The sequence below is a fragment of the Shouchella oshimensis genome, assembly GCF_004375095.1.
GTDB classification, from domain to species: Bacteria; Bacillota; Bacilli; order Bacillales; family Bacillaceae_D; genus Shouchella; species Shouchella oshimensis.
In genome coordinates this window covers 375259-397017 of the sequence record NZ_SNUX01000002.1, presented here as the reverse complement: position 1 = coordinate 397017, position 21759 = coordinate 375259, and the positions used below count along the sequence as shown (strand labels likewise).

21 protein-coding genes are annotated in these 21759 nt (G+C 38.9%); 7 read left to right on the top strand and 14 right to left on the bottom strand.

What is annotated here, in order from left to right:
• Positions 1 to 49 precede the first annotated feature (49 nt).
• Positions 50 to 223 carry a hypothetical protein gene (locus E2L03_RS20310; protein ID WP_158318480.1) on the bottom strand — a complete coding sequence of 58 codons (174 nt, stop codon included), beginning with the start codon at positions 221 to 223 and terminating at the stop codon, positions 50 to 52.
• Positions 224 to 511: 288 nt separating this feature from the next.
• Here E2L03_RS20310 and E2L03_RS08035 point away from each other — a divergent pair, with 288 nt between their 5' ends.
• The 4 genes from E2L03_RS08035 to E2L03_RS08020 all read left to right on the top strand — a co-directional run bounded on the left by E2L03_RS08035 (position 512) and on the right by E2L03_RS08020 (position 3780).
• Complete coding sequence (locus E2L03_RS08035) at positions 512 to 772, top strand: hypothetical protein (RefSeq protein WP_038476544.1); 261 nt, start codon at positions 512 to 514, stop codon at positions 770 to 772.
• A gap of 252 nt (positions 773 to 1024) precedes the next feature.
• Positions 1025 to 1558, top strand: coding sequence for a GNAT family N-acetyltransferase (locus E2L03_RS08030; RefSeq protein ID WP_055737166.1), 534 nt, complete (start codon positions 1025 to 1027; stop codon positions 1556 to 1558).
• 342 nt (positions 1559 to 1900) lie between these two features.
• Positions 1901 to 3007 (top strand): YibE/F family protein, encoded by a 1107-nt coding sequence (locus E2L03_RS08025; RefSeq protein ID WP_236702452.1) that lies wholly within the window; start codon positions 1901 to 1903, stop codon positions 3005 to 3007.
• Positions 3004 to 3780, top strand: a complete 777-nt coding sequence (locus tag E2L03_RS08020; protein WP_038476538.1) for a YibE/F family protein — start codon at positions 3004 to 3006, stop codon at positions 3778 to 3780. The genes E2L03_RS08025 and E2L03_RS08020 overlap by 4 nt, the downstream gene beginning before the upstream one ends.
• Before the next feature lie 18 nt (positions 3781 to 3798).
• Here the strand turns inward: E2L03_RS08020 and E2L03_RS08015 are convergent, their stop codons facing one another.
• The 4 genes from E2L03_RS08015 to E2L03_RS08000 all read right to left on the bottom strand — a co-directional run bounded on the left by E2L03_RS08015 (position 3799) and on the right by E2L03_RS08000 (position 8966).
• Entirely contained in the window at positions 3799 to 5196 is a 1398-nt protein-coding gene (locus tag E2L03_RS08015; protein ID WP_055737164.1) for an L-cystine transporter, read from the bottom strand.
• Positions 5197 to 5472: 276 nt separating this feature from the next.
• Complete coding sequence (locus tag E2L03_RS08010; RefSeq protein ID WP_134258892.1) at positions 5473 to 5679, bottom strand: copper ion binding protein; 207 nt, start codon at positions 5677 to 5679, stop codon at positions 5473 to 5475.
• Positions 5680 to 5716: 37 nt separating this feature from the next.
• Entirely contained in the window at positions 5717 to 6538 is an 822-nt protein-coding gene (locus E2L03_RS08005) for a DUF8832 domain-containing protein (protein WP_243839513.1), read from the bottom strand.
• Entirely contained in the window at positions 6528 to 8966 is a 2439-nt protein-coding gene (locus E2L03_RS08000) for a heavy metal translocating P-type ATPase (RefSeq protein WP_134258891.1), read from the bottom strand. The genes E2L03_RS08005 and E2L03_RS08000 overlap by 11 nt, the downstream gene beginning before the upstream one ends.
• A gap of 185 nt (positions 8967 to 9151) precedes the next feature.
• Between E2L03_RS08000 and E2L03_RS07995 the strand changes: the two genes are divergently transcribed.
• Positions 9152 to 9550 carry a cytidine deaminase gene (locus E2L03_RS07995; RefSeq protein WP_124741251.1) on the top strand — a complete coding sequence of 133 codons (399 nt, stop codon included), beginning with the start codon at positions 9152 to 9154 and terminating at the stop codon, positions 9548 to 9550.
• Between the two features lie 63 nt (positions 9551 to 9613).
• On the opposite strand, the gene E2L03_RS07990 is transcribed toward E2L03_RS07995, so the two are convergent.
• From E2L03_RS07990 to E2L03_RS07980, 4 genes are read right to left on the bottom strand one after another with little or no spacing between them, the layout of a single operon-like run.
• Positions 9614 to 10273: a response regulator transcription factor gene (locus tag E2L03_RS07990; protein WP_095149502.1), complete on the bottom strand. Its 660-nt coding sequence runs from the start codon at positions 10271 to 10273 to the stop codon at positions 9614 to 9616.
• Between the two features lie 45 nt (positions 10274 to 10318).
• Positions 10319 to 12532, bottom strand: a complete 2214-nt coding sequence (locus tag E2L03_RS07985) for a histidine kinase (RefSeq protein ID WP_038476521.1) — start codon at positions 12530 to 12532, stop codon at positions 10319 to 10321.
• The gene (locus E2L03_RS20305) at positions 12516 to 12686 is read right to left on the bottom strand and encodes a hypothetical protein (protein WP_166740224.1); all 171 of its coding nucleotides are present in this window, start codon (positions 12684 to 12686) and stop codon (positions 12516 to 12518) included. The genes E2L03_RS07985 and E2L03_RS20305 overlap by 17 nt, the downstream gene beginning before the upstream one ends.
• 1 nt (position 12687) lies before the next feature.
• Positions 12688 to 13578 (bottom strand): polyprenyl synthetase family protein, encoded by an 891-nt coding sequence (locus E2L03_RS07980; protein ID WP_166740223.1) that lies wholly within the window; start codon positions 13576 to 13578, stop codon positions 12688 to 12690.
• 255 nt (positions 13579 to 13833) lie between these two features.
• Between E2L03_RS07980 and E2L03_RS07975 the strand changes: the two genes are divergently transcribed.
• Positions 13834 to 14535 (top strand): 4'-phosphopantetheinyl transferase family protein, encoded by a 702-nt coding sequence (locus E2L03_RS07975; protein ID WP_166740222.1) that lies wholly within the window; start codon positions 13834 to 13836, stop codon positions 14533 to 14535.
• On the opposite strand, the gene E2L03_RS07970 is transcribed toward E2L03_RS07975, so the two are convergent.
• Positions 14523 to 14906, bottom strand: a complete 384-nt coding sequence (locus tag E2L03_RS07970; protein ID WP_038476512.1) for a hypothetical protein — start codon at positions 14904 to 14906, stop codon at positions 14523 to 14525. The genes E2L03_RS07975 and E2L03_RS07970 overlap by 13 nt on opposite strands.
• Before the next feature lie 52 nt (positions 14907 to 14958).
• On the opposite strand from E2L03_RS07970, the gene E2L03_RS07965 reads away from it, so the two are divergent.
• Positions 14959 to 15927, top strand: coding sequence for an acyltransferase domain-containing protein (locus tag E2L03_RS07965; RefSeq protein WP_134258888.1), 969 nt, complete (start codon positions 14959 to 14961; stop codon positions 15925 to 15927).
• Here E2L03_RS07965 and E2L03_RS07960 read toward each other — a convergent pair.
• The 4 genes from E2L03_RS07960 to E2L03_RS07945 form a co-directional block, all read right to left on the bottom strand.
• Positions 15900 to 16604: a response regulator transcription factor gene (locus tag E2L03_RS07960; protein ID WP_095149496.1), complete on the bottom strand. Its 705-nt coding sequence runs from the start codon at positions 16602 to 16604 to the stop codon at positions 15900 to 15902. The two genes, E2L03_RS07965 and E2L03_RS07960, sit on opposite strands and share 28 nt — an antisense overlap.
• Positions 16582 to 18087, bottom strand: a complete 1506-nt coding sequence (locus E2L03_RS07955) for a sensor histidine kinase (RefSeq protein ID WP_134258887.1) — start codon at positions 18085 to 18087, stop codon at positions 16582 to 16584. The genes E2L03_RS07960 and E2L03_RS07955 overlap by 23 nt, the downstream gene beginning before the upstream one ends.
• Before the next feature lie 66 nt (positions 18088 to 18153).
• Complete coding sequence (locus tag E2L03_RS07950; RefSeq protein WP_134258886.1) at positions 18154 to 20436, bottom strand: MMPL family transporter; 2283 nt, start codon at positions 20434 to 20436, stop codon at positions 18154 to 18156.
• 108 nt (positions 20437 to 20544) lie between these two features.
• On the bottom strand, positions 20545 to 21702 hold the full coding sequence (locus E2L03_RS07945; protein WP_134258885.1) for an acyltransferase family protein: 1158 nt from the start codon (positions 21700 to 21702) through the stop codon (positions 20545 to 20547).
• Between the last annotated feature and the right edge of the window lie 57 nt (positions 21703 to 21759).

The window sequence follows — 21759 nt, the reverse complement described above, 5'->3', positions numbered from 1 at the left end:
CATTTGAAGGTTATTACAGTCAGCCAACTGTATCTATCTATTTAACAATTTATCCACAACTTACAACTCGCCATTCATCGTTGTCTGCGATAATTAAGTCTAAATTTAATTTTTTTGCCAACAATTTTGCGGCAACAGGATCATTAAAGGTTTTATCCAAATGGCTGTTTGAGTCCTTGAAGGTCACTGTTACCCCATTGACAGTACGTTCTACTTTGTACATTAAGGGATCACACCTCTCAAATTTAGCCCGCTCTTAAGTGAAAACATGTTAATTATCTCATAGAATCCTTTAAATTGAAACAGTGTAAGGCTCCCTTATCCAGATTCACATATTTTCATATAATCAGCTCTAAATGACTAAGGTATCCATTTTACGTATCGCACAAGCCTCTATTCAATAGCTGCTTTACATGTAGTTTTTAAAAAAGCGGTTTATAAATTGATCAGACCGGGTATTGATTGAAGTCATTGTTTTTTGTTATGCTTTTTAACTAAAGGGGGATTATAAATGAATCATAGACAAAATCAAACTGCGTTTATGTTGATTAACAAGATTCAAAGCCATTTGCTTAAAAAACACCAAACATGCAAAGAACTGGATTTATCTTACGCCGATTTAATTTATTACGTTACATCGTCTTATCCTGAATTAGAAAAACCACTTCATCAAAGTATTTCCATACGTAATCGTGTGTTTCGCTCTGTATTAATCTCTTACAAGGAATTGCAAGCTGTGCGCCGATTAGCAAAATCATTAAAAATATCATAATGTACTATGTCACTTTTTGAGAGCTGCATGACAGCTTATACCCTACTTACTTATTGATCGCAGATCGCACTTAACGCGTGCCGCTCTCCAAACTTGACAGCTCTCTTCTCCCCTCTTTTGTTGTTTCTTCTCATCCATTGACATGACAAGATGTACGAAATGAGAGATGAGTATGATGAACCAGCCTACATAGACACAGGGGAATGAAAAGCAAGAGAGCACCTTTTTTTGACTCAGGAAAAGAGGAAACGAATGTATACAGATGAAGAGCTAACCATACGTCCAATTCAGCAGAATGACTTAACGACACTGTGGGAATTGATTTATAAAGAGACGAATCCGGAATGGAAACAATGGGATGCCCCCTACTTTCCTCATAGTCCGATTGCTTATGAAGCTTTTATGCAAAAAAGCGAAAACTGGGTAAACCAAGATGATCGTTGGGTAGTTACGGTGAATAACATGATCTGCGGAACAGTCAGCTTTTACTATGAAGATGCACAAAAGATTTGGCTTGAAATGGGAATCATTTTTTACAAGGGAACGAACTGGGGTCATGGTTTAGGAACCCGTGCTTTAAAACTGTGGATGGACCATCTCTTCCAAACTACGGATCATGTTCGAGTGGGGTTAACGACTTGGTCTGGAAATAAACGAATGATTCGTGTAGCAGAGAAACTCGGCATGCAAATGGAAGGTCGTATTCGTAACGTTCGTTATTTTAATGGCCACTACTATGATTCCGTCCGCATGGGTATCTTAAGAGAAGAATGGAACGACCTTTAAAGAGGCTGGGACAAAAGTAGATCGACAGACCAAAATGACGAACATTCCTGAAAATAGGAACGTTCGTCGTTTGTTTTATATGAAAATGAGTGGAAGGAGAATCCGAAGACTCCTGGGGGATCAGCACGTGTCTGAAGACTCTGGAGTGGCGGTTTTCCACGGAGGAGGCTGAGGCCGTATCAACGGAAAGCAAAGGATTCTCCTGTAGCGGTGCTACTCAGCAATCAAATACTACTTTTCGTTATGTCCCAGCCTCGTTTTTTAAATTGACCTTTTCTTGTTCACCTGATACGGTAAACAGAATTGAAAAAAAGAAAGCCGGGCTTGAGCATGACTCGAAAAATGATTACGCGAAAATCTCTAAAATGGATGATAGCGCTTGTTCTTCTAGCAGTCTCCTCCATTCTGTTTGTATGGAATAATTATTCTTTTTATGAAAGACCTATTGCGACGATAACCGATGTCACCAATTATGAAGAAGAGCATGTCATCGATCAATTCGGCAATGAAGATACGATTTATTCCCAGTCCATTAACGCAAAAATTCAAAATGGAGAGCATCAAGGGCAAACTATTACATTAACCAACCACTATTCTGATTCAGGAGCCTACGACCAAGCATTTTCGGCTGGAGATGATGTCTTTATTTGGGTTGATTCGTTTGAAGATGAAGAGTTGACTGGTTCCATTACCGATGTGAAACGCGATCATTACCTCGTTATGATCGCATGGCTGTTTTTATTTGTTCTCATGGCAGTTGGAAAACGACAAGGACTCTATTCGGCTCTATCATTAGGTGTGAATGGGCTCATCTTATCATTCGCCCTAGACATCTATTTACAAGCATCTAACGATTGGTTGCTGGTCATTTGTGCAATTAGCTCCATCCTTTTCACAGTGATAACCTTACTACTTGTCAATGGAGCAAATGAAAAAACGTACACAGCAATCCTTTCAACGCTCATTGTCACTACGATTACAATGGCATTAGCTTACGTCGTCTTAACTCAATTAAATAACAATGGTTTACGATTTGAAGAGATGCAGTTTTTAACGCGACCCTATCAAACTGTTTTTATGGCTGGAGTATTAATTGGCATATTAGGGGCAGTGATGGATGTATCCATTACGATGTCTGCCTCTATTTTTGGCATGTACGAGGAAAACGAAGCCATTGAGGAATCCACATTGAAAGCTTCAGGTTTGGAAGTAGGACGGGATGTCATGGGAGCAATGATTAACATTATGTTCTTTGCGTACATAAGTGGATCGATTCCAAGTATCCTTCTCTATTTTAAAAACCATTCACCGCTAGAATTTATCGTATCACTTAATTTATCGTTAGAACTGGCACGCGCATTAGTGGCAGGGATTGGCATTGTTCTAGCCATTCCTGTCGGTCTCTATTTATCCCTCTATTTCGTCCGTAGAAGGAGGGCTAAAAATTGAATGTTCTTACCGTCTTAACAGTACTTCTATTCATCCTCATGCTTGTCGTTGGTGGTAAAAAAGGGGCACGTTCTTTTGCCGTCTTGTTCTTAAATTTTATCATTCTCTTCGGTGGTATTGTCTTTATGACAAATCCAGAGGCGCAGCCATTGGTAATCACGTTTGTTGCTTGCACCTTAATTGCTGCTGCAACCCTATTTATTATTAATGAATGGAGCAGTAAATCCATTACAGCCTTTGTCTCTACAATGCTGACAATTGCCGTTTTGTTAGTCTTTATCTCTTTTGTAACGAATCACACAATGATACAAGGGTTTGGCGAGGAGGAAATTGAAGAGCTTGGGTCCTTTTCCATTCTAATTGGACTCGACTTCACACAAATTGCCGCTTCCGTCATTGTGATGAGCACAATTGGCGCTATTGCTGACACAGCAATCTCCATTACGTCTCCAATGCAGGAATTGTACAAGCAACATCGGGATGCGAACGTAAAACGTCTTTTTCTTTTCGGAATGAAAATTGGACGGGATATTTTAGGAACGAATGCCAACACCTTATTCTTTGCGTTTTTCGGCGGGCAGCTCGCACTCTTAATTTGGTTTAAAGACTTATCCTATACACTAGGCGAAATGGTTAATGCGAAAGTGTTTGCAAACGAACTAATTACGATCTTCTGTGCCGGAATTGGGGTTGCTCTTATTATTCCGATTACAGCAATCCTGAGTGCCCTACACCTCGTTCATGAAAGCCGGAAAAAAGACCGCAATCCATAAGGATTGCGGTCTTAGTCTTTAGCTTGCTTCTTCAGATACATCAATGCGAAGGGAATCATCTTTATAATCATCCACATTCAAATCTTTTTTCACTTTTGAAGTAAAGATACCGGAAATCATACTTCCTGATACGTTTACGGCTGTACGTCCCATATCAATTAACGGTTCAATTGAAATTAACAAACCAGCTAACGCAATTGGTAAGTCCATAGCGGCAAGTACAAGAATTGCTGCAAAGGTTGCTCCGCCACCTACACCAGCGACACCAAACGAACTAATAGCAATCACAACAAGTAGCATCGCTATAAAACCAGGTTCAAACGGGTTTTGTCCTACTGTCGGTGCAATCATAAACGCAAGCATAGCTGGATAAACGCCAGCACAACCGTTTTGACCAATTGATAAACCAAATGATCCTGCAAAATTCGCCGTTCCTTCTGGTACGCCTAATTTCTTTTGTGTTTGAATATTCATTGGTAAAGCAGCTGCGCTTGTACGTGACGTAAACGCAAACGCCAACACTGGAAATGCCTTCTTCAAATACTGCACAGGGCTTAATCCCATAAATAGTAAAATGAGTAAATGCACAAGGAAAACAGCGGCTAATGCAACATAGGAAGCAATCACAAACGTTCCTAATGTCATAACAGCACCTAAATCACTTTGCGCTACAGTAGATGTCATAATGGCGAGTACCCCATATGGTGTTAAGCGTAAAATAAGTGTAACAACACGCATCACAACGGAGAATATTGCACCAATAATTTTTTCAAACATCTCAGCAGCTTGCGGTTCTTTACGACGAACACCTAAGTAAGCAACACCTAAAAATGCTGCAAAGATTACCACACCTAATGTTGACGTTGGTCGCGCTCCTGTTAAATCAGCAAATGGGTTTGTCGGGATAAGCTGAACAATTTGCTGAGGAATGGTTGTGCTTTCCATCGTGTCATAACGCTCTTCCATTGACAGACCCCGCTCTTGCTCAGCGGAACCTACCTGAATATCGTCTGCACTTAGATTAAACACGGAAGCAGACGTAAATCCAATTGCACCTGCAATAATAGTCGTTACAACGAGCATCCCTATCACAAGTCCACTAATCTTGCCTACCTCTTTTGCAGCTTTTATCCGTGTAAAGGCAGATAATATAGCCACAAAAATAAGCGGCATCATAATCATTTGTAAAAAGCGAACATAACCTGTTCCAACAATGCCTATCCAATCCATTGCATTGACGATAACGTTTGATTCTGGATCAAAGAAAAATTGAAAAATAAAGCCAAGCGCAATACCTGCTCCTAAAGCGGTTAATACGCGTACTGAAAACGATAAATGCTTTCGTTGCATCCAAAATAGGATTGCAGCGACGATTACAACTGATGCTACAACCGCAATCGTTAAACCAACATCCATCCATAACCCTCCCTATACTGTTAAAAACGTTGCTTTTTTCTACCACTTACTTTATTCCTTTAAATCCGATTAGTCAACTAGACATTCTTCATTTAGACTAATTTTTTTTATTTAGGCTACAGAGTATTATTTTACCAGTTACAAAACTAGAGGTCTATTCCTATTAAACAATGGACAAATCCGTTTGAATAGCCTAGCAATGTATTCCTATATGATGTCTATGCAAATAGCAAAAAATCCGAACCAAAAGATGGTTCGAATGTTTTGCTTCTATTTTTACTGGATATCGTAACCAAGGTCTTCTATTGTTAGTTTGAGCATTCCCTTGTTTACTTGATCGCTATCAAACGTGATCGTAACACGTCCTTCGTCTAGCTTTACATGCACCTCGTCAACGCCATCCATGTTGCCAACGCCAGTTTCTATGCTTGAAACACAATGTCCACAAGACATGCCACTTACCTTTAAGTCAATTGTTTTCATTTATTGTTCCTCCATCCTTTTTCTTTGGTTTATTCCCTTAGTTGACTTCAATTACAAAAGGAAAGGCAATAATGCCTTCATCGCGAAACTGAAACTCTGCCCATAGCTTATATGTGCCCGACTGAGTAAAATGAGCATCGAAGCGGGTCTCGTCATTGCTAGCTGGATGAACATGAATAAACGTTTCAACAGCTTCATCTAAAATGACGACATGGCCAAGTGCTCCTAAATAAGGTTCAGGCGTTTCACCATGTAGGTCAAATACCAGTTGGACGGGTTCATCAACTATGGCTTCAACCGTTTCTAGCGTGACCGTTTTTCCTTCAATTTCTTTTGTCCAAACCACATCTTCTTCCAACTGAGTTTTCGCCGTTGGTGCTTCGCCTACTTGCATAGCATTTGCAGAAGGAGTATACATTTTTCCTTTCGGTGACACATCAACAAAAATCTGATACTCTCCGTCAGCAAGAGATTGGTTGATAACAAACACCCCTTCATCTTGCTTTTCTGGGTGCAGGTGCAAATACTGCTTCAAGTCATTGGACACCACGATCACATGCATTTCTTTTTCATGAGAGATGTCTAAATCAGGTATATTCCCCTCATCATCTTCAAGCTGGATCATTAATTGATCCTCTTGGTACATGACATGTGTTATGACTTGTGATTTACCCGTTCCATGATCTTCATGTTGATTGTGTCCACTGTGATCCACGTCAGACTCTTCTACAAACTCTTCACTGTGCTCTTCGTGAATCATGTTATTTTGGAAAATGTTTTCACCAGTAATAAACCCGTACATTCCGATAACCAATAGAAGATAAACGATTCCAATGAGTACCCACGTCTTAGTTTGCACGAGAGTCACCTTCTTTCTTAAAACGCATTCGTTGTAGACGTAGCGCATTTAAGATGACCGAAACCGAGCTAAATGCCATCGCTGCTCCAGCTACCCAAGGTGCTAGTAACCCTGCAGCAGCAATTGGGATACCTGCTGAATTGTAAACAAAGGCAAAGAATAAATTTTGTTTAATATTTCGCATCGTTTTCTCACTAAGCTGAATACTATCAGCGACGCTTTGTAAATCACCTCGCATTAACGTAACATCTGCTGCTTCAATAGCTACATCTGTCCCAGTCCCAATCGCCATTCCAACGTCTGCTACAGCCAATGCAGGTGCATCATTCATGCCATCTCCAACCATAGCCACTTTCTTACCTTCTAGCTGAAGCTTTTTTATTTCATCTGCTTTTTGCTCTGGAACGACTTCTGCGATGACACGGTCAATCCCCACTTGATGCCCAATGGCCGACGCTGTTTTTTCGTTATCACCAGTTAGCATAATGACCTCTAGCCCAAGAGACTTCATCCGCGCTATCGCTGCTTTGGACGTATCTTTAACCGTATCAGAGACAGCGATAAGTCCTGCTACCTCATGATCAATCGCGATTATCATCGCTGTTTTCCCGTCTGTTTCGAGAGTTGCCATCTTTTCTTCAATCGCTTGACTATTCACTTGGTGCTGTTTCATTAACTTTCTTGTTCCAATAGAGAGGTTCTTACCATTCACTTGTGCCTTTACCCCATATCCAGGCAAAGCCGTGAACTGTTCAGGCTCTGGAATAGGAATGCCTCGCTTCTTGATGCCGTCAACAATCGCGTGTGCAAGTGGGTGCTCAGAATGTTTTTCAGCTGCGCCTACAAGTGCTAATACGTCTTGTTCCATTCCCTTTACAATGTGTACATCCGTTAATTCTGGCTCTCCTTTTGTCACTGTCCCTGTTTTATCAAGTACAACCGTTTCAATATTCCGCGTATGCTCTAAATGTTCGCCGCCTTTAAAAAGAACACCCATTTCCGCTGCTCTTCCTGATCCTGCCATAATAGACGTTGGCGTTGCGAGTCCGAGAGCACACGGACAAGCGATTACAAGTACCGTAATGAGCGGTACGAGAGCTGAACGCACATCTCCTGGCTCGATTAGGAAATACCATGCAAGAAAAGAACCTACTGCAATAAGCACGACAATTGGCACAAACACGCCTGACACACGGTCGGCAACGCGCTGAATATCAGCTTTACTACCTTGCGCCTCCTCAACTACTTTTACAATTTGCGCGAGAGCCGTATCTTTTCCTACTTTCGTTGCGTTCACGGTAAGCGTTCCATTTTTGTTGATTGTTCCGCCAATCACAACATCCTTTGGCTTTTTATCAACAGGGATACTCTCTCCAGTAATCATTGACTCATCAAGAGCAGACATTCCTTTTACAATTTCTCCATCTACCGGTATTTTTTCACCAGGACGGACAATGAACGTGTCACCAACCACAACAGCTTCTACAGGTACTTCCACTTCTTCGCCATCACGCACAATACGGGCAGTCTTCGCTTGCATATCAAGTAATTTTTCAATTGCCTTCCCTGTTCGACCTTTTGCACGTATTTCAAATAACTTTCCTAAAATAACGAGGGTAATAATGACTGCAGCTGCTTCAAAGTAAAGCTCTGGCATCCCTACTTGACCAGCCATATGCCACTCGTATCCTAAGAAAAGACTATAGAAGAAAGCAACAGTCGTGCCAAGCGCAATTAACACATCCATATTAGCACTCTTGCTTCTAAGCGCTTTATAAGCTCCCTTATAAAACTGTGCTCCAGCAATAAATTGGACAGGCGTGGCAAGAGCAAGCTGCACCCATGGATTCATAAACATGTCAGGTATATAGAGAAAGGACGTCCATTCAAAATGTGTTACCATTGTCCACAAAAGCGGCGCCGATAATAGTGCCGCAAAGATAAATTTCCCAGTTTGGTTCCGAATGTCTCTATCGCGGTAGTCAGTTATTTCTTCATTTGATTCTTGTTCGTTTAACGTATAGCCAATTTTTTTTACTGCTTCTTTTAAGTCAACTGGCGAGACTTGACTTGAATTGTATTCTACTGTGACATTCTCAACGGCAAAATTGACACTCGCGCTGGAAACACCGTCTGTTCGTGATAGCTTCTTTTCAATGCGATTGGCACACGCTGCACACGTCATGCCAGTAATAGCAAAAACCACTTTTTCCTTACGAACGTTGTATCCTAAATGTTCAATTTTTTCTTCAAATACCTGTGGGGTTATTTTATCTGAGTCGTAGCGTATCTTTGCTTTTTCTGTCCCAAAGTTAACATTTGCCTCATCAATGCCATCCAGTCGGGTCAATCCTTTTTCAATGCGATTCGCACACGCTGCACATGTCATACCCTCTATTGGTAAATAGACTTCTTTTTCCACAATCATTCTGCCTCCTTCTTCACTAGAGCTGTATTAATCATCCGTTCTTATCATGTTAAAATGAATACGGTAGAATAGGCATGTTTTATCACGCATTAATCATACCATACCCCCCTAAGGTATACAAGTTACTTGATTCAAAAATTATTAAGCTCATAAAAGGAAGAAAATGAAGGAGGCAAATCAAAACGATGGCACTTGAAGAACAACTTTTTGATGCAGCAGCAACCCTTATTTATGACCGTTATCCTACTGGCTGGGGAGGTGCCGCCGCTCTTGCATTAGACAATGGAACAATCTTAACTAGCGTAGCACCAGGAGTTGTCGTTGCTTCAACTGAACTATGTATGGAAACTGGCGCTATACTAGAAGCTCATAAACTAAATCGGCCAGTGACCCATTCTCTTTGTCTTGTGCGAGAAGATGAACATTCTCCCCTTACGATTTTATCTCCTTGTGGTGTATGTCAAGAACGGCTATTTTATTGGGGCTATAAGGTGAAAGCCGCTGTATCCAATCAAGAACAAGCATTGATATTTAAACCATTGAAAGAGCTTCAGCCTTACCATTGGCATGCGGCATTTGAGTGAATCGGAAAGCAAAAAAAAAGACTGATATCCATTCAGTCTCCAATCAACATTCATGTATGGGCATCATACGCTCTGTCTACTTAATGATCGAACTAAAATCTCAGGTACTATTCTTAATTCAACAGCCCTCTCCATAGCTTGACGCCTTGTAGAGGCGCCCACTTTTTTGTAAATGCTTGTCAATTCTCTTTCAATCGACCGTTGACTTAAAAAGAACGTCTCTGCCAATTCAAGGTTTGTTTTTTCTTTCATCATTTCTACTAAAATATCATACTCTCGATTCGTTAATGTCTTATCCTCTACGCTTTGCCTATCGTTTAATTTCAATTCCACATTTTTCAGAATTTCAATCGGAATGACTGCTTGGTTGTGTAAGGCTGCTTTTACAGCCGTGCGAATTTGTTCTTCTGTACAACTTTTGCTAATCAGACCATCTGCACCATTCTGCACGCAAATGTTAAAATGAGATTCCACGTCTAGACCAGTAAACATAATTATTTTTGTTTTAGGGAACCGTTTTTTCACAATCGAAATCCATTCTAACCCATTCTTTCCTGGCAAATGCATGTCCATTAAGATTAAATCAAATTCTACACTAAGCGCTTCTTGAATCTCTTGTTCTTTACACGCTAAGTGAATGCTAAATGCTGGAAATGATGACAACATTTCTTTTGTTCCTAACCCAACTGATTTATGGTCATCTACAATCAGTAACCTCGTCACTTAAGCACCCCTTTATGAGAATTCAATCTTGAACGAGCTCGATTTTCACGAATCAATTAAGTGTAGCGGTAGGTAGATTTGGACATCTAATCCCATTCCATCTTTGTTGTGAAATAAACATTCTCCTTGTGAAGCAAGCACTCTTTTTTGGATACCGAACATCCCTAAATTCTGATTATTTTCTTTAGAAATTCGTTTTTTCATGCCAATGCCATCATCATTGTATTGAATTAATAAATAGTCCACTTGCTTTTCAATATTTAATGTTATTTTGCTCCCATTGGAATGTTTAATTCCGTTGTTTATTAATTCTTGGGAAATTCGAAAGATATTCGTTTGTAAATCACTAGTCAATTCCTCGTTTATTAAATAGGAAAAATGAATATGAAAATCAGACCTGACTATTTTCATATCAACAAATTCTTGTAACCGTTGTTTCAACGTTTTCGTCATACTATCTAAAGGCTGAATCTCTTCCAACGTTTCCCTTGTTATTAAAATTAAGTCTCTAGCATTCTCTTCTATTTGTTGAATCTTCAATTGAAACGCCTCTTCATGATCCGGTTTCAACTGATTTCTGTACACCTCAATTTGCCGAGCATGTAAGATTAAATCCTGGAGTACGGTATCGTGAATATCTAACGCCAAGTGTAGTCGTTCTCTTTCAGACCACTTAAAGAAAAGTGCCGATACCCATTTGTTTTCTTCTTGATTCCCTTCTAATACCTTTAATTCCTCTATTACTTCATCCATTTGACGCAGGTTTTCGAATTTCATTGAGATGTAAGAAGAGACGATAAATAGCCAGTCTCGCTGATGGGCATTAAGCCATTTCAGCTTTCTTAAATTCCCATGTAAGACGTACTTCTTATTCCCATCTTCTACAATAAACCACGACACTTTTCCCTTAACTGGATCAAAAACGTTCTTATGGAATTTACTATATGTTCGAATTTCAGCCTGTTTTAACCCTAATACAGCGGTTGCTTCATTTTTTAATATTTTCATAATGTGGTCTTTTTCTTTTTCTTGTTTAAGCAGCTCGCTAAACTTCGTTAAACTTTCATGATAATACGAACGGACAGAAGGAATCCGTATACGTAGCTTTCTATCAAGAATATCTTTCGAAAAAAAGGTTAACAAACCGAGTAAGATATACACATAAAATAAATGCACTAGCATAAATTCATATTCTCTAGCGTTTACAAACACTAAGAATATACCAACACTTAATAATGACGGGATAATACTTAATAAAAAGAAATAAAAGGATCGGTATAGCGAAAAGTATTTAATAAAAAAAGTATCTGTTGCTAGTAAATAGACGACAATGAGCGGAATGATAATAATGAACAAAATAGCCACTTCAGCTTCTAGAGACCAATTTGAATTCACTAGTTCTGGTAAAAGTGTTAAGAACGTAAAAGGCCCCACAGCAAGAAGAAGCGAGACGAATAGTGTCGTTATATAAGGGCGTGTTTTCTTTAAGAATAATCCATGAATGAACGTTCCAATCAGACATGTAATGAGAAATAAAAAACTACTACCAAAAATGAGTCCAACATGTTCATTCTCCTCAGAATAAAGATTTATTCCAACGAGCACGATTGTTAAAAGTGTGTACACCCAATTGTATCTACGAAAAGTCGTACTATCTGAATGGGTTTTAATTTTGATGTACGCAATTTTGAAATACAAATAGGGCAAAAAGAGCATTGAAATGGTAATAACATATTGTGAAAGAATAAATTGTTTCGAACTTAGCATACCTGAGACCATACTTAACGATAAAATAGCTAGAAATAGAACTGGATAAAAAAATCGGTTATGTGTAAATGCTCGTATACCAACGAGTAGTAAACTTACGATCGTAAACATAAAAAATATAATGGGCATCAAAACAAATGAAAACAGTTGCCCCATTAGTTCATTTGAATGTTGAAACGCAATGATCTTCTTGCCACCATTGCGCTCAATTTCAATTTGATTTACTTGTTCTAAACGACCGTTATCGGCAAGAACTTCTGAGATTTTTCCAATCTCGTTGTCAACGGCTAGTACTCGATCTCCAAGCTTCACCCCTGCATAGTAAGCGGCGCCCGACGGAACAAGATTTGTTACTTCGTAATGGCCGTTTACTTCGGATAAAGACAACCCTACATAAACTGTTTTAATATTTAAATAGTTGAAATAAATCGTGATACTAAATATAAATGCAATACAGATAAATGCTAAGAGTCGCTTAGTATTTCCAAGCATTCACAACAACTTTCTTTAAGTCTATTCCATTTGTAAACGTCTCTCTCAACAATTCATTTGCCTCTACTCCAATGTCAGTAAATACTAGCTCACCTTTACTCATTTTTTCAGCCACCTCTGGGTTCGTAGCAATGTAACGAATAATTGTTTCCATTTTATTTCCTCCTCTTTATAAATGGGTATAATTGAGATTTATTCTTTAAAAAGATACTATTTTCTATCATGCGTAAGCATTGTTTCTCATAATACAACAAGTAATACTGACAATAAGATAAAACACCGCTTCTTTGAATTTCCTGATGAACCCTATCTTCGTTTTCTTTTAAATCATCGTATGTTAGTTGACCTTGATAATATTTGGTCACCAACAAGTTAGGATCTCCTAATGAAAAAAGAACGGGTAAAGAATGACGACGATTTCGGATATCTTCTCCAAGAGTTAAAAAATCGTCCACATCATTTAACATTTGATTATAAATCCCCAAATTAGTCGATAATGTGCTCGCTTCATTCCATAAAGCCTTATCCACTGGTTCTGTCGCCACCGTGAGCAGCATGTCCGTCGCCAACTTAAAAAACGTCCCTGCTTTTTCTTTAACCATCGTTAGGTATTGCTCTGTTGTTTCGGACACATTCGTTAGATCACGCTGTTGTCCTACAAATGCTGACATCATGTTTTGCGTTACTGTTCGTTGAAGTTGTTCTTTCACCTTTAACGGTAAAGGACGTTCTTGAATGGTATGGATACAAAAAACGAGAATAAATACAGCTTCATTTAATTGCTCTCCACCGTCCATTTCTTTGGCTCCATCTTGAAAATCATCTAGGATGTCAGCTACGTGAACAATTAGATCAAGAATGACACCTAATTCCTTTGAGTGTTCATTTTCAAAGTTAAGGGCGTTTTGATAACTGTTCATCCAATTGCTAAATAAGAAATCTCGATTAAGTGCAGTGTCTAAAATCGATTTCAGATTAAACACTTCTGAAAACCATTCACTATCTTGTTTCGTAGTTTCGAATTTTCCTAGAAGTCTCCTTTCCAAAGAAAGTGTATCCAAATAACCACCTCTTTTTTACTATATGCTCATAAGTCTATAAAAGATTTCTCATTTACGCAAATTTTCTTTTCATTTAAAAAGTAAAGGACAACATGAACAGATATTGATAACTACTGCCCTATCAACAATAATTGGACATAAAGAAAAACACCGCCATCTTTTTGCGGTGTCTTTTTACCCTCTCTTACTTATAATTAATATATTTATACCACGTCTTAACAACAATATGGAGGGATCTTAGTGCAAGGTTATGCATTTTATCTAAGTGAACCAACTGACACTAGCGAGTTTGATGCACTACTTCCATTTGTATCGATTCATCGTCAAGAGCTTATCAATCGCTTACGCTATCAAAATGACAAAATTAGGTCTTTAGTAGGTGATGCGCTAACAAGGCTGGCCATTATAAAAGAAATCGGGCTTCAAAATCGTGACATTAACTTTCATTATTTAAAAGATCAAAAGCCTACTCTCGTTCATAATGCTTCCTTTCATTTTAGTGTATCTCATTCAGGGAACTGGATCATTTGTTGTACAGATTCTCAACCAATCGGTGTAGATATTGAAAAAATACAACGCACGGATCTTTCTTCTTTATCAAGCCGTATTTACAACAATCAAGAACAAGCTACAGCGTTGACGTTATCGCCTTCAAGGCAATTAGCGTACTTTTATGAACGCTGGACATTGAAAGAAAGTTTACTTAAGTCTACAGGGTTTGGTTTACGTTATCCGTTAAATCAATTACAGATCGAGTCTGACGATCCAAATCATGCTGTTTTATCCAGTCACTTTCAAAACCAACGTTATTTTTTCGTTCCCTATACATTGGATAAGGCCTATCAACTTGCCATTTGCACATTAAAACAACCATTTAACGATGTATTTAGAATAGTAAGTCTAAAAGAGTTGCATCATACGCTCGCGTGTTATTCTTCATAAAATGTCGGCTCAAAGCCTCTTTTTAGACAAGCCTCTTGTGGCTTATGAACGGCAATTGCTCTATCTGAAACAGCACGAAAGTCAAATCGTTGATTAAAAAACTCAAATGAAATCATTCCCGTGGTGCAGTTTAAGAGAATATCAACCGAGTATCCACGTCCGACAATGCCTTCATTGGTTTGATCTAATTCATCAAAATTGATAGGATCACCAGTGAAATTTTCATAAGGTGGCTCATACCCACCACTTGTTTCGTCAAAAGCTCGGAGATCAGCAACTAATCCTCCGATAAACATGAGGATAGACACCAAACCAAAAGTAGCTAAAACATACAAAATGCCTTTCTTAACTTTCCTGAAACGTTGGTTCATTTTCTCTTCTCCTTCTGTCTAACCTTTTCTTAATCGCATCGGAGGTACACATATGAAAAATAAAACTGTTTTTTTATTTCCTGGTCAAGGTTCTCAATATCCACAAATGGCCAAGTCACTCTTTTTAAATGATCCTTATTTTGCTGATACATTTACACTGTTGGATCGCTACGTCAGTGATATAGCCGGACTGTCCATTGTCGACTTACTCTATCGCTCTGAGAACTCATTTCATACAAATCGTCTGCTCCATACTCATCTAGCCATCTACATGGTACAAGTTTCGTTAAGTCAATCTCTCATTCAGCATGGCGTGCGGCCAGATAAAGTAATTGGTACAAGTCTCGGAGAGTTTGCAGCAGCTACAACAGCAGGTATACTCCCATTTCGAGAAGCTATTGAAAGTCTCTATCAACAAGCAACCATTATAGAAGCTCGCAGTATACCCGGTGCAATGCTTGCTGTTTTAGCTCCTCCCTCGACTTTTTATAAAACGTCTCTCAACAATGTATTCCAACATTGTAACTTAGCAGGTATACACTATCATTCAAATTTTCTGTTATCTATGCCTATAACAGAACGACAAACCGTTCTTCGAGCATTAAGCAACTTAAACATTCCTTGTTTCCCTTTACCTGTGGAATACCCTTTTCATTCAAGCTACATGGAGCCATTGAAAGACGCTTTCCTTTCCGTATTCAATGCCATGAGATTGCATAAAGGTCACACAGATTATATTCCGAGCTCCTCTTTATTTCCAGGTATAGCCGTGACCCGACCAGATTTTTGGAGAACCATTAGAGAGCCCATATTCTTTGAAGAAACCATACACAGACTAACAGAAGAACATCAAAAATGGATCTTCGTTGACATCGGTCCCTCTCAAACACTTGTCAATTTTGTCAAACAAATCTTGCCAGCACACAAAGAGACATATGGTATTTTAACGCCATCTCAACAAGATATGACTAAATTCAATAAACTGGTTTCCCTTTATGCCAATAGCGACTGCTTTTTATAGCGATAACCTACACCCCATACCGTTTCGATGCTATCAAATTCGATTCCGTTTACAGACAATTTGTCGCGAATTTTTTTAATGTGTACCGTTACCGTTGTATGATCACTCGCAGGATCCATCCCCCAAATTCGTTCGTATAAATGTTCTTTCGTAAAGACCTGACCTGGATGAAGAGCAAGGAACGCGAGCAACTCAAATTCCCTTGCTCTGAGTTGAATCTCTACTCCATCTAATTGAATGCTCCTAGCTGTGTGATCAACACATAAACGTCCAATCGTCGTCAATTCTGTTGGCTGTTCATGTAAAGACACAAGACGCTCATAGCGTGCTAGATGGGATTTTACTCTTGCCACTAGCTGATTTGGATTAAAAGGTTTAAAGATATAATCATCAGCACCCAAGCCCAATCCTCGGATTAAATCGATCTCTTCGACGCGAGCCGTCACCATCAGAATAGGTACTTCTTTCACTTCTCGAATTTTTTTACAAACAGCAAACCCATCTAAACCAGGGAGCATAACATCTAGTACAATTAGATCAAAGTCACTTGTAAGTGCTCGTTCAAGACCTTCGTGGCCATTATGCTTAATTTCTGCTTCAAAACCATTAATTTCGAGATAGTCTTTCTGCAGCTCTGATATCGTTTTCTCGTCTTCAACAATTAAAATCCTCTTCATCTTTTTCACCTCTCTTGTTTTCATCGACTATTGGCAAAGTGAACTGAATGGTAGTACCTTCGTTAACCTTACTTGTAATTTCCACCATTCCTTCATGAGCTTCAACGATTTGCTTGACAATGGCTAATCCAATGCCACTTCCTCCTTGATCTGTCCCTCGAGAAGCCTCCGCCCTAAAAAATCGATCAAACACGTAAGGTAAAGCCTTTTCTTCAATGCCTTGACCATTATCTGTAATAGAGATACATACAACTTGCCCTCTTTCACTTGCATGTACGTGTATTCTTTTTTCATCTTGATTCATAAATTTAACGCTATTGGCTAAAAGATTAGCAAACACTTTATAAAGTTGAGCTCGGTCAGCTAAAACAAGGGTTTCTGGATGAATGCTTACATTTGATTCAATTTCAACTTCATCGTATTCCAATTGAAATGCTTCAATAATATCTCTTAGATAAGGTCGAAGATTTACACACTCAAAATGAAATGGAATGCTATTTAAATCCAGTTTTGAAAAGAGCAAAAGTTCATCAATTAATTGATCCATTTCTGAGGCTTTTGTGTGGATAATTTGAATATATTTATCCAATTTATTCTGATCCCTTGCAACACCATCAATGATTCCCTGAATATGCCCCTTAATTGAGGTAATCGGTGTCTTCAAATCATGCGAGATATTGTTAATTAATTCTTTTCGGTTTTCGTCATACTTTTCTTGAAGCGCCACGGATTGCTTTAATTGCAGCCTCATTTCTTCAAAGGCACCTGCCAAATCACCAATTTCATCATTTCGCACAATACCAGTTTGTTCATTTAAGTTCCCACTGGCAATCTCTCCTGCAGAACGGTGTAATCTTTTTAACGGCTGTATAAGATGCTTTGATATGACATACGTAATTACACCATTTGTCAAAATAAAGGCAACAATAAATCCAGTAATAACAAGCGGAATGATGTTGGTTAGAAAGTCACTTACAGGTTCAACATCCAATGTAAAGAAGAGTGATCCATCGTCGCCATCGGCGAAACGGAAATCGGTTCCTGTATAGAGCCAATACTGACCGTCTTCACCTATTTGACCTTGATGATTCACATATGGATCAGACTCGCTTAACTGGTGCGCCGGTAAATAAGAGTAAAAAGTAGACGTATCTGTTTGCTGTCCATTTGTAAGCGTATCCCCTTTTCGAACGAAGATAGCGATTTGCCGATGTCCTAACAGATTCTCATATCGTGAAACGATCGACTCATCTAATAGCTCATCTGGGCTCGAAATAGCGACTTGTTTTAACTCCGTAATGGCGGCTAATTCTTCATAAAAGAATGCTTCAACCGTCCGGTCATCTACTTGATAAAATTCTTTCATTTCTTCTATATTATTTAAAAATAGATGAAAAAGAAGATGAAGAAAGAGAATGAAAAGGCCAATGGGAATAATGGTCATTAATACATATGAAAGAATCAGCTTTACTCGTATTGACATCTTTTCTCTCCTTCCTCTGACTGCTTTTTCATTATAATCGATCTCTTACTCTAAAAAAACGAAATGCTAACTAATCGAGCGTTGTTTCTCTAGGTTTGTTTTCCGTGAGGAGCGCTTAAACGGCAACCACCAGTTCCAATCACCTAAAAGCTTCATTGTTGCTGGGACTAAAAACAGTCGCACGACCGTTGCATCGAGAGCAATGGCAAGAGCCATTCCAAACCCTAGTTGCTGCATAGGGAGTACGCCAGCAAACGCAAATGATCCAAAAACAGCTACCATAATTAACGCTGCTCCAGATATCATAGGCGCTGTCTTTTCTAACCCTAGCGCCACGCTTTCCTCATTCGATACACCTTTCATATATTCTTCTTGTACACGACTCAACAAGAACACTTCATAATCCGTACTTAAACTGAATAGGAGGCCTAGTAACAAAATCGGAATAAAACTTTGGATAAAACCAAACTCACCGAAACCGAATATTTCCGATCCCCATCCCCATTGGAACACTGCGACAAGTACACCATACGTAGCACCGAGGGAGAGAATATTCATGATAATCGCTTTAAGCGGTAATAGTACGCTTTTAAACGTGATGACCAGTACAATAAATAGAAGCGCTAAGGTAAAGGCTAATACGCCTAGCAAGCTATCATTTAACGATTGACTAGTGTCTAGTCCTTCTGCCGTCTCTCCACCTACGAGAACGGTCCATCCGTCCTGAGAAGAATGATTTGAACGAATTTCTTTTACAATCCCTCGGTTTGCTTCACTAGAAGAGTAATCATTTGAGATGACATCAAAGATGACTACATTCTTCTCTTCTCCAAGATTTCGATTTAGCATCATCCATTCACCTGTGGAAAGAAGATCTTGGTTATCTGTTAGAATGTCGTTTATAGAATCCATGGTCATATCTGGGAAAAATGAGAAGAGTGAATTCACTTCTTCAACATTCGCTATACCTTCTAACTCTTCCTGTAATGATTGAAGATTCGTAAGTGATGCTTCATCGGTTAATTCTCCCTCTTCTGTCGATACAACGACTTGAATAGGAGCGGAATAACCAACACCAAATCCATCTTCCAAATCACTTATACCACTACGAACTTGCGTATCTTCTGGCAGCATGCGTGAATCCGGCGTTGAAACTTCGAGTTCAAGTGCAGGCCAAGCAAGTAAAAGAAGAAAGAAAACAGAACCTGCAAAATAAAGAATTGGTCGCTTCATTACTTTATGAGCAAGTTTATACCATGTACCTTGCTGATTTGGAACTGTACGGAGCGACATAAAAGGAACTCTTAGTGCATTAATCTTTGGCCCTACTATTGCTAAAAATGCAGGCAGTAATGATAAACTAGTAAGCATTAAAAAGAACACAACAACGATGACACCTAAAGCGATGGAACGGACAGCAGCTATATCAACGAATAAGATGGCAGACATGGAACCAATAATCGTTAAAGCAGAGAATAAAATAGCGTGACCAGCTGTACCCATCGTCTCTGCGACTGCATCAAGATGGTTGCCACTCGTTTTCTCTAACTGCTCTCGATAACGTTTGACAAAGATGAGAGCAAAATCAATTCCTACACCTATCCCTAACATTAATGCTGCATCTAACACAAAGATGGATAATTCAATTCCCTGAGCGAAAAAGTAAAGGACGCCTAATGACGCGATGATTGAAAAACCAGATAAAAGCAAAGGTGTTAAGGAAGATACAACAGAACGAAACACGAATAATAAAACGATAATAATAATAGGCAAAGCGTATAAGTGTGCTTTCTCAAGTCCTTCTTGACTCAATTGGTTCATTTCACCCCAAAAAGCGGGGGCTCCTAAAACCGTCGCTTGAAAGCCATCTTGATCAATCGCTTCTGTTAGACGCTCTTGAATGTCAGGTAATACCTTTTGAGCAAACCCTTCATCAACGTTCATTTCAACAAACCCAATACTTGTATGACGTTGGTCAGAAACAAATTGATCTTTTATACGCTCTTCCGCATTAACCCACGTATAAACACTTTCTATTTCGTCTTCATCTGATAACGATGCTGACGCCTGCTCTAATGCTTCTGTAAATTCTGTAGAACCAACTTCATACGTATCGTGACTCATTACGAACGTTAACGATGTGGCATTCCTAGATTCAAACTCTTCTGAAACAAGTTCGTATGCTTGATTTGACCCCGATCCAGGAACACCCCAGCCCCCTCCAGTCAAATACCCGCCTACTTGAGTAGCGTAATAACCGCCAAATACAATCAAGACGATCCAGACACCAACAACACCCCACCTATATGTGGCCATCCATTTACCAATTCTCTTTAAACCACGTTCCATTCTGTACACTTCCTCCTTTAGCTTCCCTTTTCTATTTTTTCATTGTAGTCGCAACTTCTAATCATTCTGTGAAATAAATCTTATCTTTTTCTTAACTATAGTGAAAAATTAAATGAAATTTCGAACGGTTTTACTTTTACGAATAAAATGTGTAAAAGCAAAACTAATCAATACGGAAACTATACATTCTATTAAAAAGCGTACATAGATCGGCTCAGAAAGATCTCGAAAAAAATATTGAACAAACACAACAATAGGCACATGGAATAAATAAACGCCGTATGTATTTTGCGAAAATTGACGGAACCCTTTATAAAGGTACCGACTTCCTTCTCTAAATAAAACAATCAATCCAATACCTAGCGATACCGTCATGAAACAATCCCATAGCGTCCATAGAAATGTATTTAAGCTAAATTCACCACTGGCAAGAAAAAACGGAATGTATTCATAGCCAAATAATGTTGTCAGTAAAAGTATAAAACCGAACCCAAGCCAAATCATCCCTCTTCTTATAGGAAAAGTTGTGAGCCAGTCCGTTCGATAGAGCAGCACGCCAAGTATGACAAACAGAGCATACTTTGGAACATTGGCATACTCCATTTGAATGGCACCTAAAAATCCATTCCAATAATCTAATGGAAATTTCGTTCTCATGGCAAACGTAATCGTAGTCAACACTAGGATAAACGCGACAATCTTTACATTTGAGGGACTCCCTAAAAATTTGTGCTCTTTTTTTCTAACCAATAGCCTGATGAGGGTATAAATGCTTGCATAAATAAGTAAATGTTGTAAAAACCACAAGTGAGCGACTTTTAAATCAGGCCAAATGTCGAGCCAGCGATCATGGCAGGCATTAGCATCACCACCAATACCAAAGAACATATTCCATGTGTAACTGTATAGTGTCGTATAACCACAGTCTCTAAATTGTAAATGGTAAAAAAAATGAAGTGGAATAATCAGTAGAAAAACGCCTGCGATAAACGGCACACCAACTCGAATGAGCTTTCCTTTCATAAATTTTTTTGCCCCTTTTTTATCAAACGATGCTGGGAAGAAATAAGCAGAAAGTAAGAAAAAAAGAGCCATGGCAATAGGGTTTATAATTTGGTAATAAACGAGTAGCCAGTCGTCTTCTGGCAATGATTTATAAAACCACCAAATACCTGGAGCATAGGCAAGCGCAACATGGACCGTAACGATAAAGATAGCCATGAATACTTTTAAAAAATCTAAATAATCCAGTCTATTTTTGTCCAAAAAGAAACCTCCATAATAGTAGGAAGAGAGTGTACGGTACTCTCTTCCTTACTCAAT

Coding starts and splice junctions, on each gene's coding strand:
- E2L03_RS20310 (WP_158318480.1), bottom strand. CDS start 223: ATGTACAAAGTAGAACGTACTGTCAATGGGGTAACAGTGACCTTCAAG.
- E2L03_RS08035 (WP_038476544.1), top strand. CDS start 512: ATGAATCATAGACAAAATCAAACTGCGTTTATGTTGATTAACAAGATT.
- E2L03_RS08030 (WP_055737166.1), top strand. CDS start 1,025: ATGTATACAGATGAAGAGCTAACCATACGTCCAATTCAGCAGAATGAC.
- E2L03_RS08025 (WP_236702452.1), top strand. CDS start 1,901: ATGATTACGCGAAAATCTCTAAAATGGATGATAGCGCTTGTTCTTCTA.
- E2L03_RS08015 (WP_055737164.1), bottom strand. CDS start 5,196: ATGGATGTTGGTTTAACGATTGCGGTTGTAGCATCAGTTGTAATCGTC.
- E2L03_RS08010 (WP_134258892.1), bottom strand. CDS start 5,679: ATGAAAACAATTGACTTAAAGGTAAGTGGCATGTCTTGTGGACATTGT.
- E2L03_RS08000 (WP_134258891.1), bottom strand. CDS start 8,966: ATGATTGTGGAAAAAGAAGTCTATTTACCAATAGAGGGTATGACATGT.
- E2L03_RS07995 (WP_124741251.1), top strand. CDS start 9,152: ATGGCACTTGAAGAACAACTTTTTGATGCAGCAGCAACCCTTATTTAT.
- E2L03_RS07985 (WP_038476521.1), bottom strand. CDS start 12,532: ATGCTTGGAAATACTAAGCGACTCTTAGCATTTATCTGTATTGCATTT.
- E2L03_RS20305 (WP_166740224.1), bottom strand. CDS start 12,686: ATGGAAACAATTATTCGTTACATTGCTACGAACCCAGAGGTGGCTGAA.
- E2L03_RS07970 (WP_038476512.1), bottom strand. CDS start 14,906: ATGAACCAACGTTTCAGGAAAGTTAAGAAAGGCATTTTGTATGTTTTA.
- E2L03_RS07965 (WP_134258888.1), top strand. CDS start 14,959: ATGAAAAATAAAACTGTTTTTTTATTTCCTGGTCAAGGTTCTCAATAT.
- E2L03_RS07960 (WP_095149496.1), bottom strand. CDS start 16,604: ATGAAGAGGATTTTAATTGTTGAAGACGAGAAAACGATATCAGAGCTG.
- E2L03_RS07955 (WP_134258887.1), bottom strand. CDS start 18,087: ATGTCAATACGAGTAAAGCTGATTCTTTCATATGTATTAATGACCATT.
- E2L03_RS07950 (WP_134258886.1), bottom strand. CDS start 20,436: ATGGAACGTGGTTTAAAGAGAATTGGTAAATGGATGGCCACATATAGG.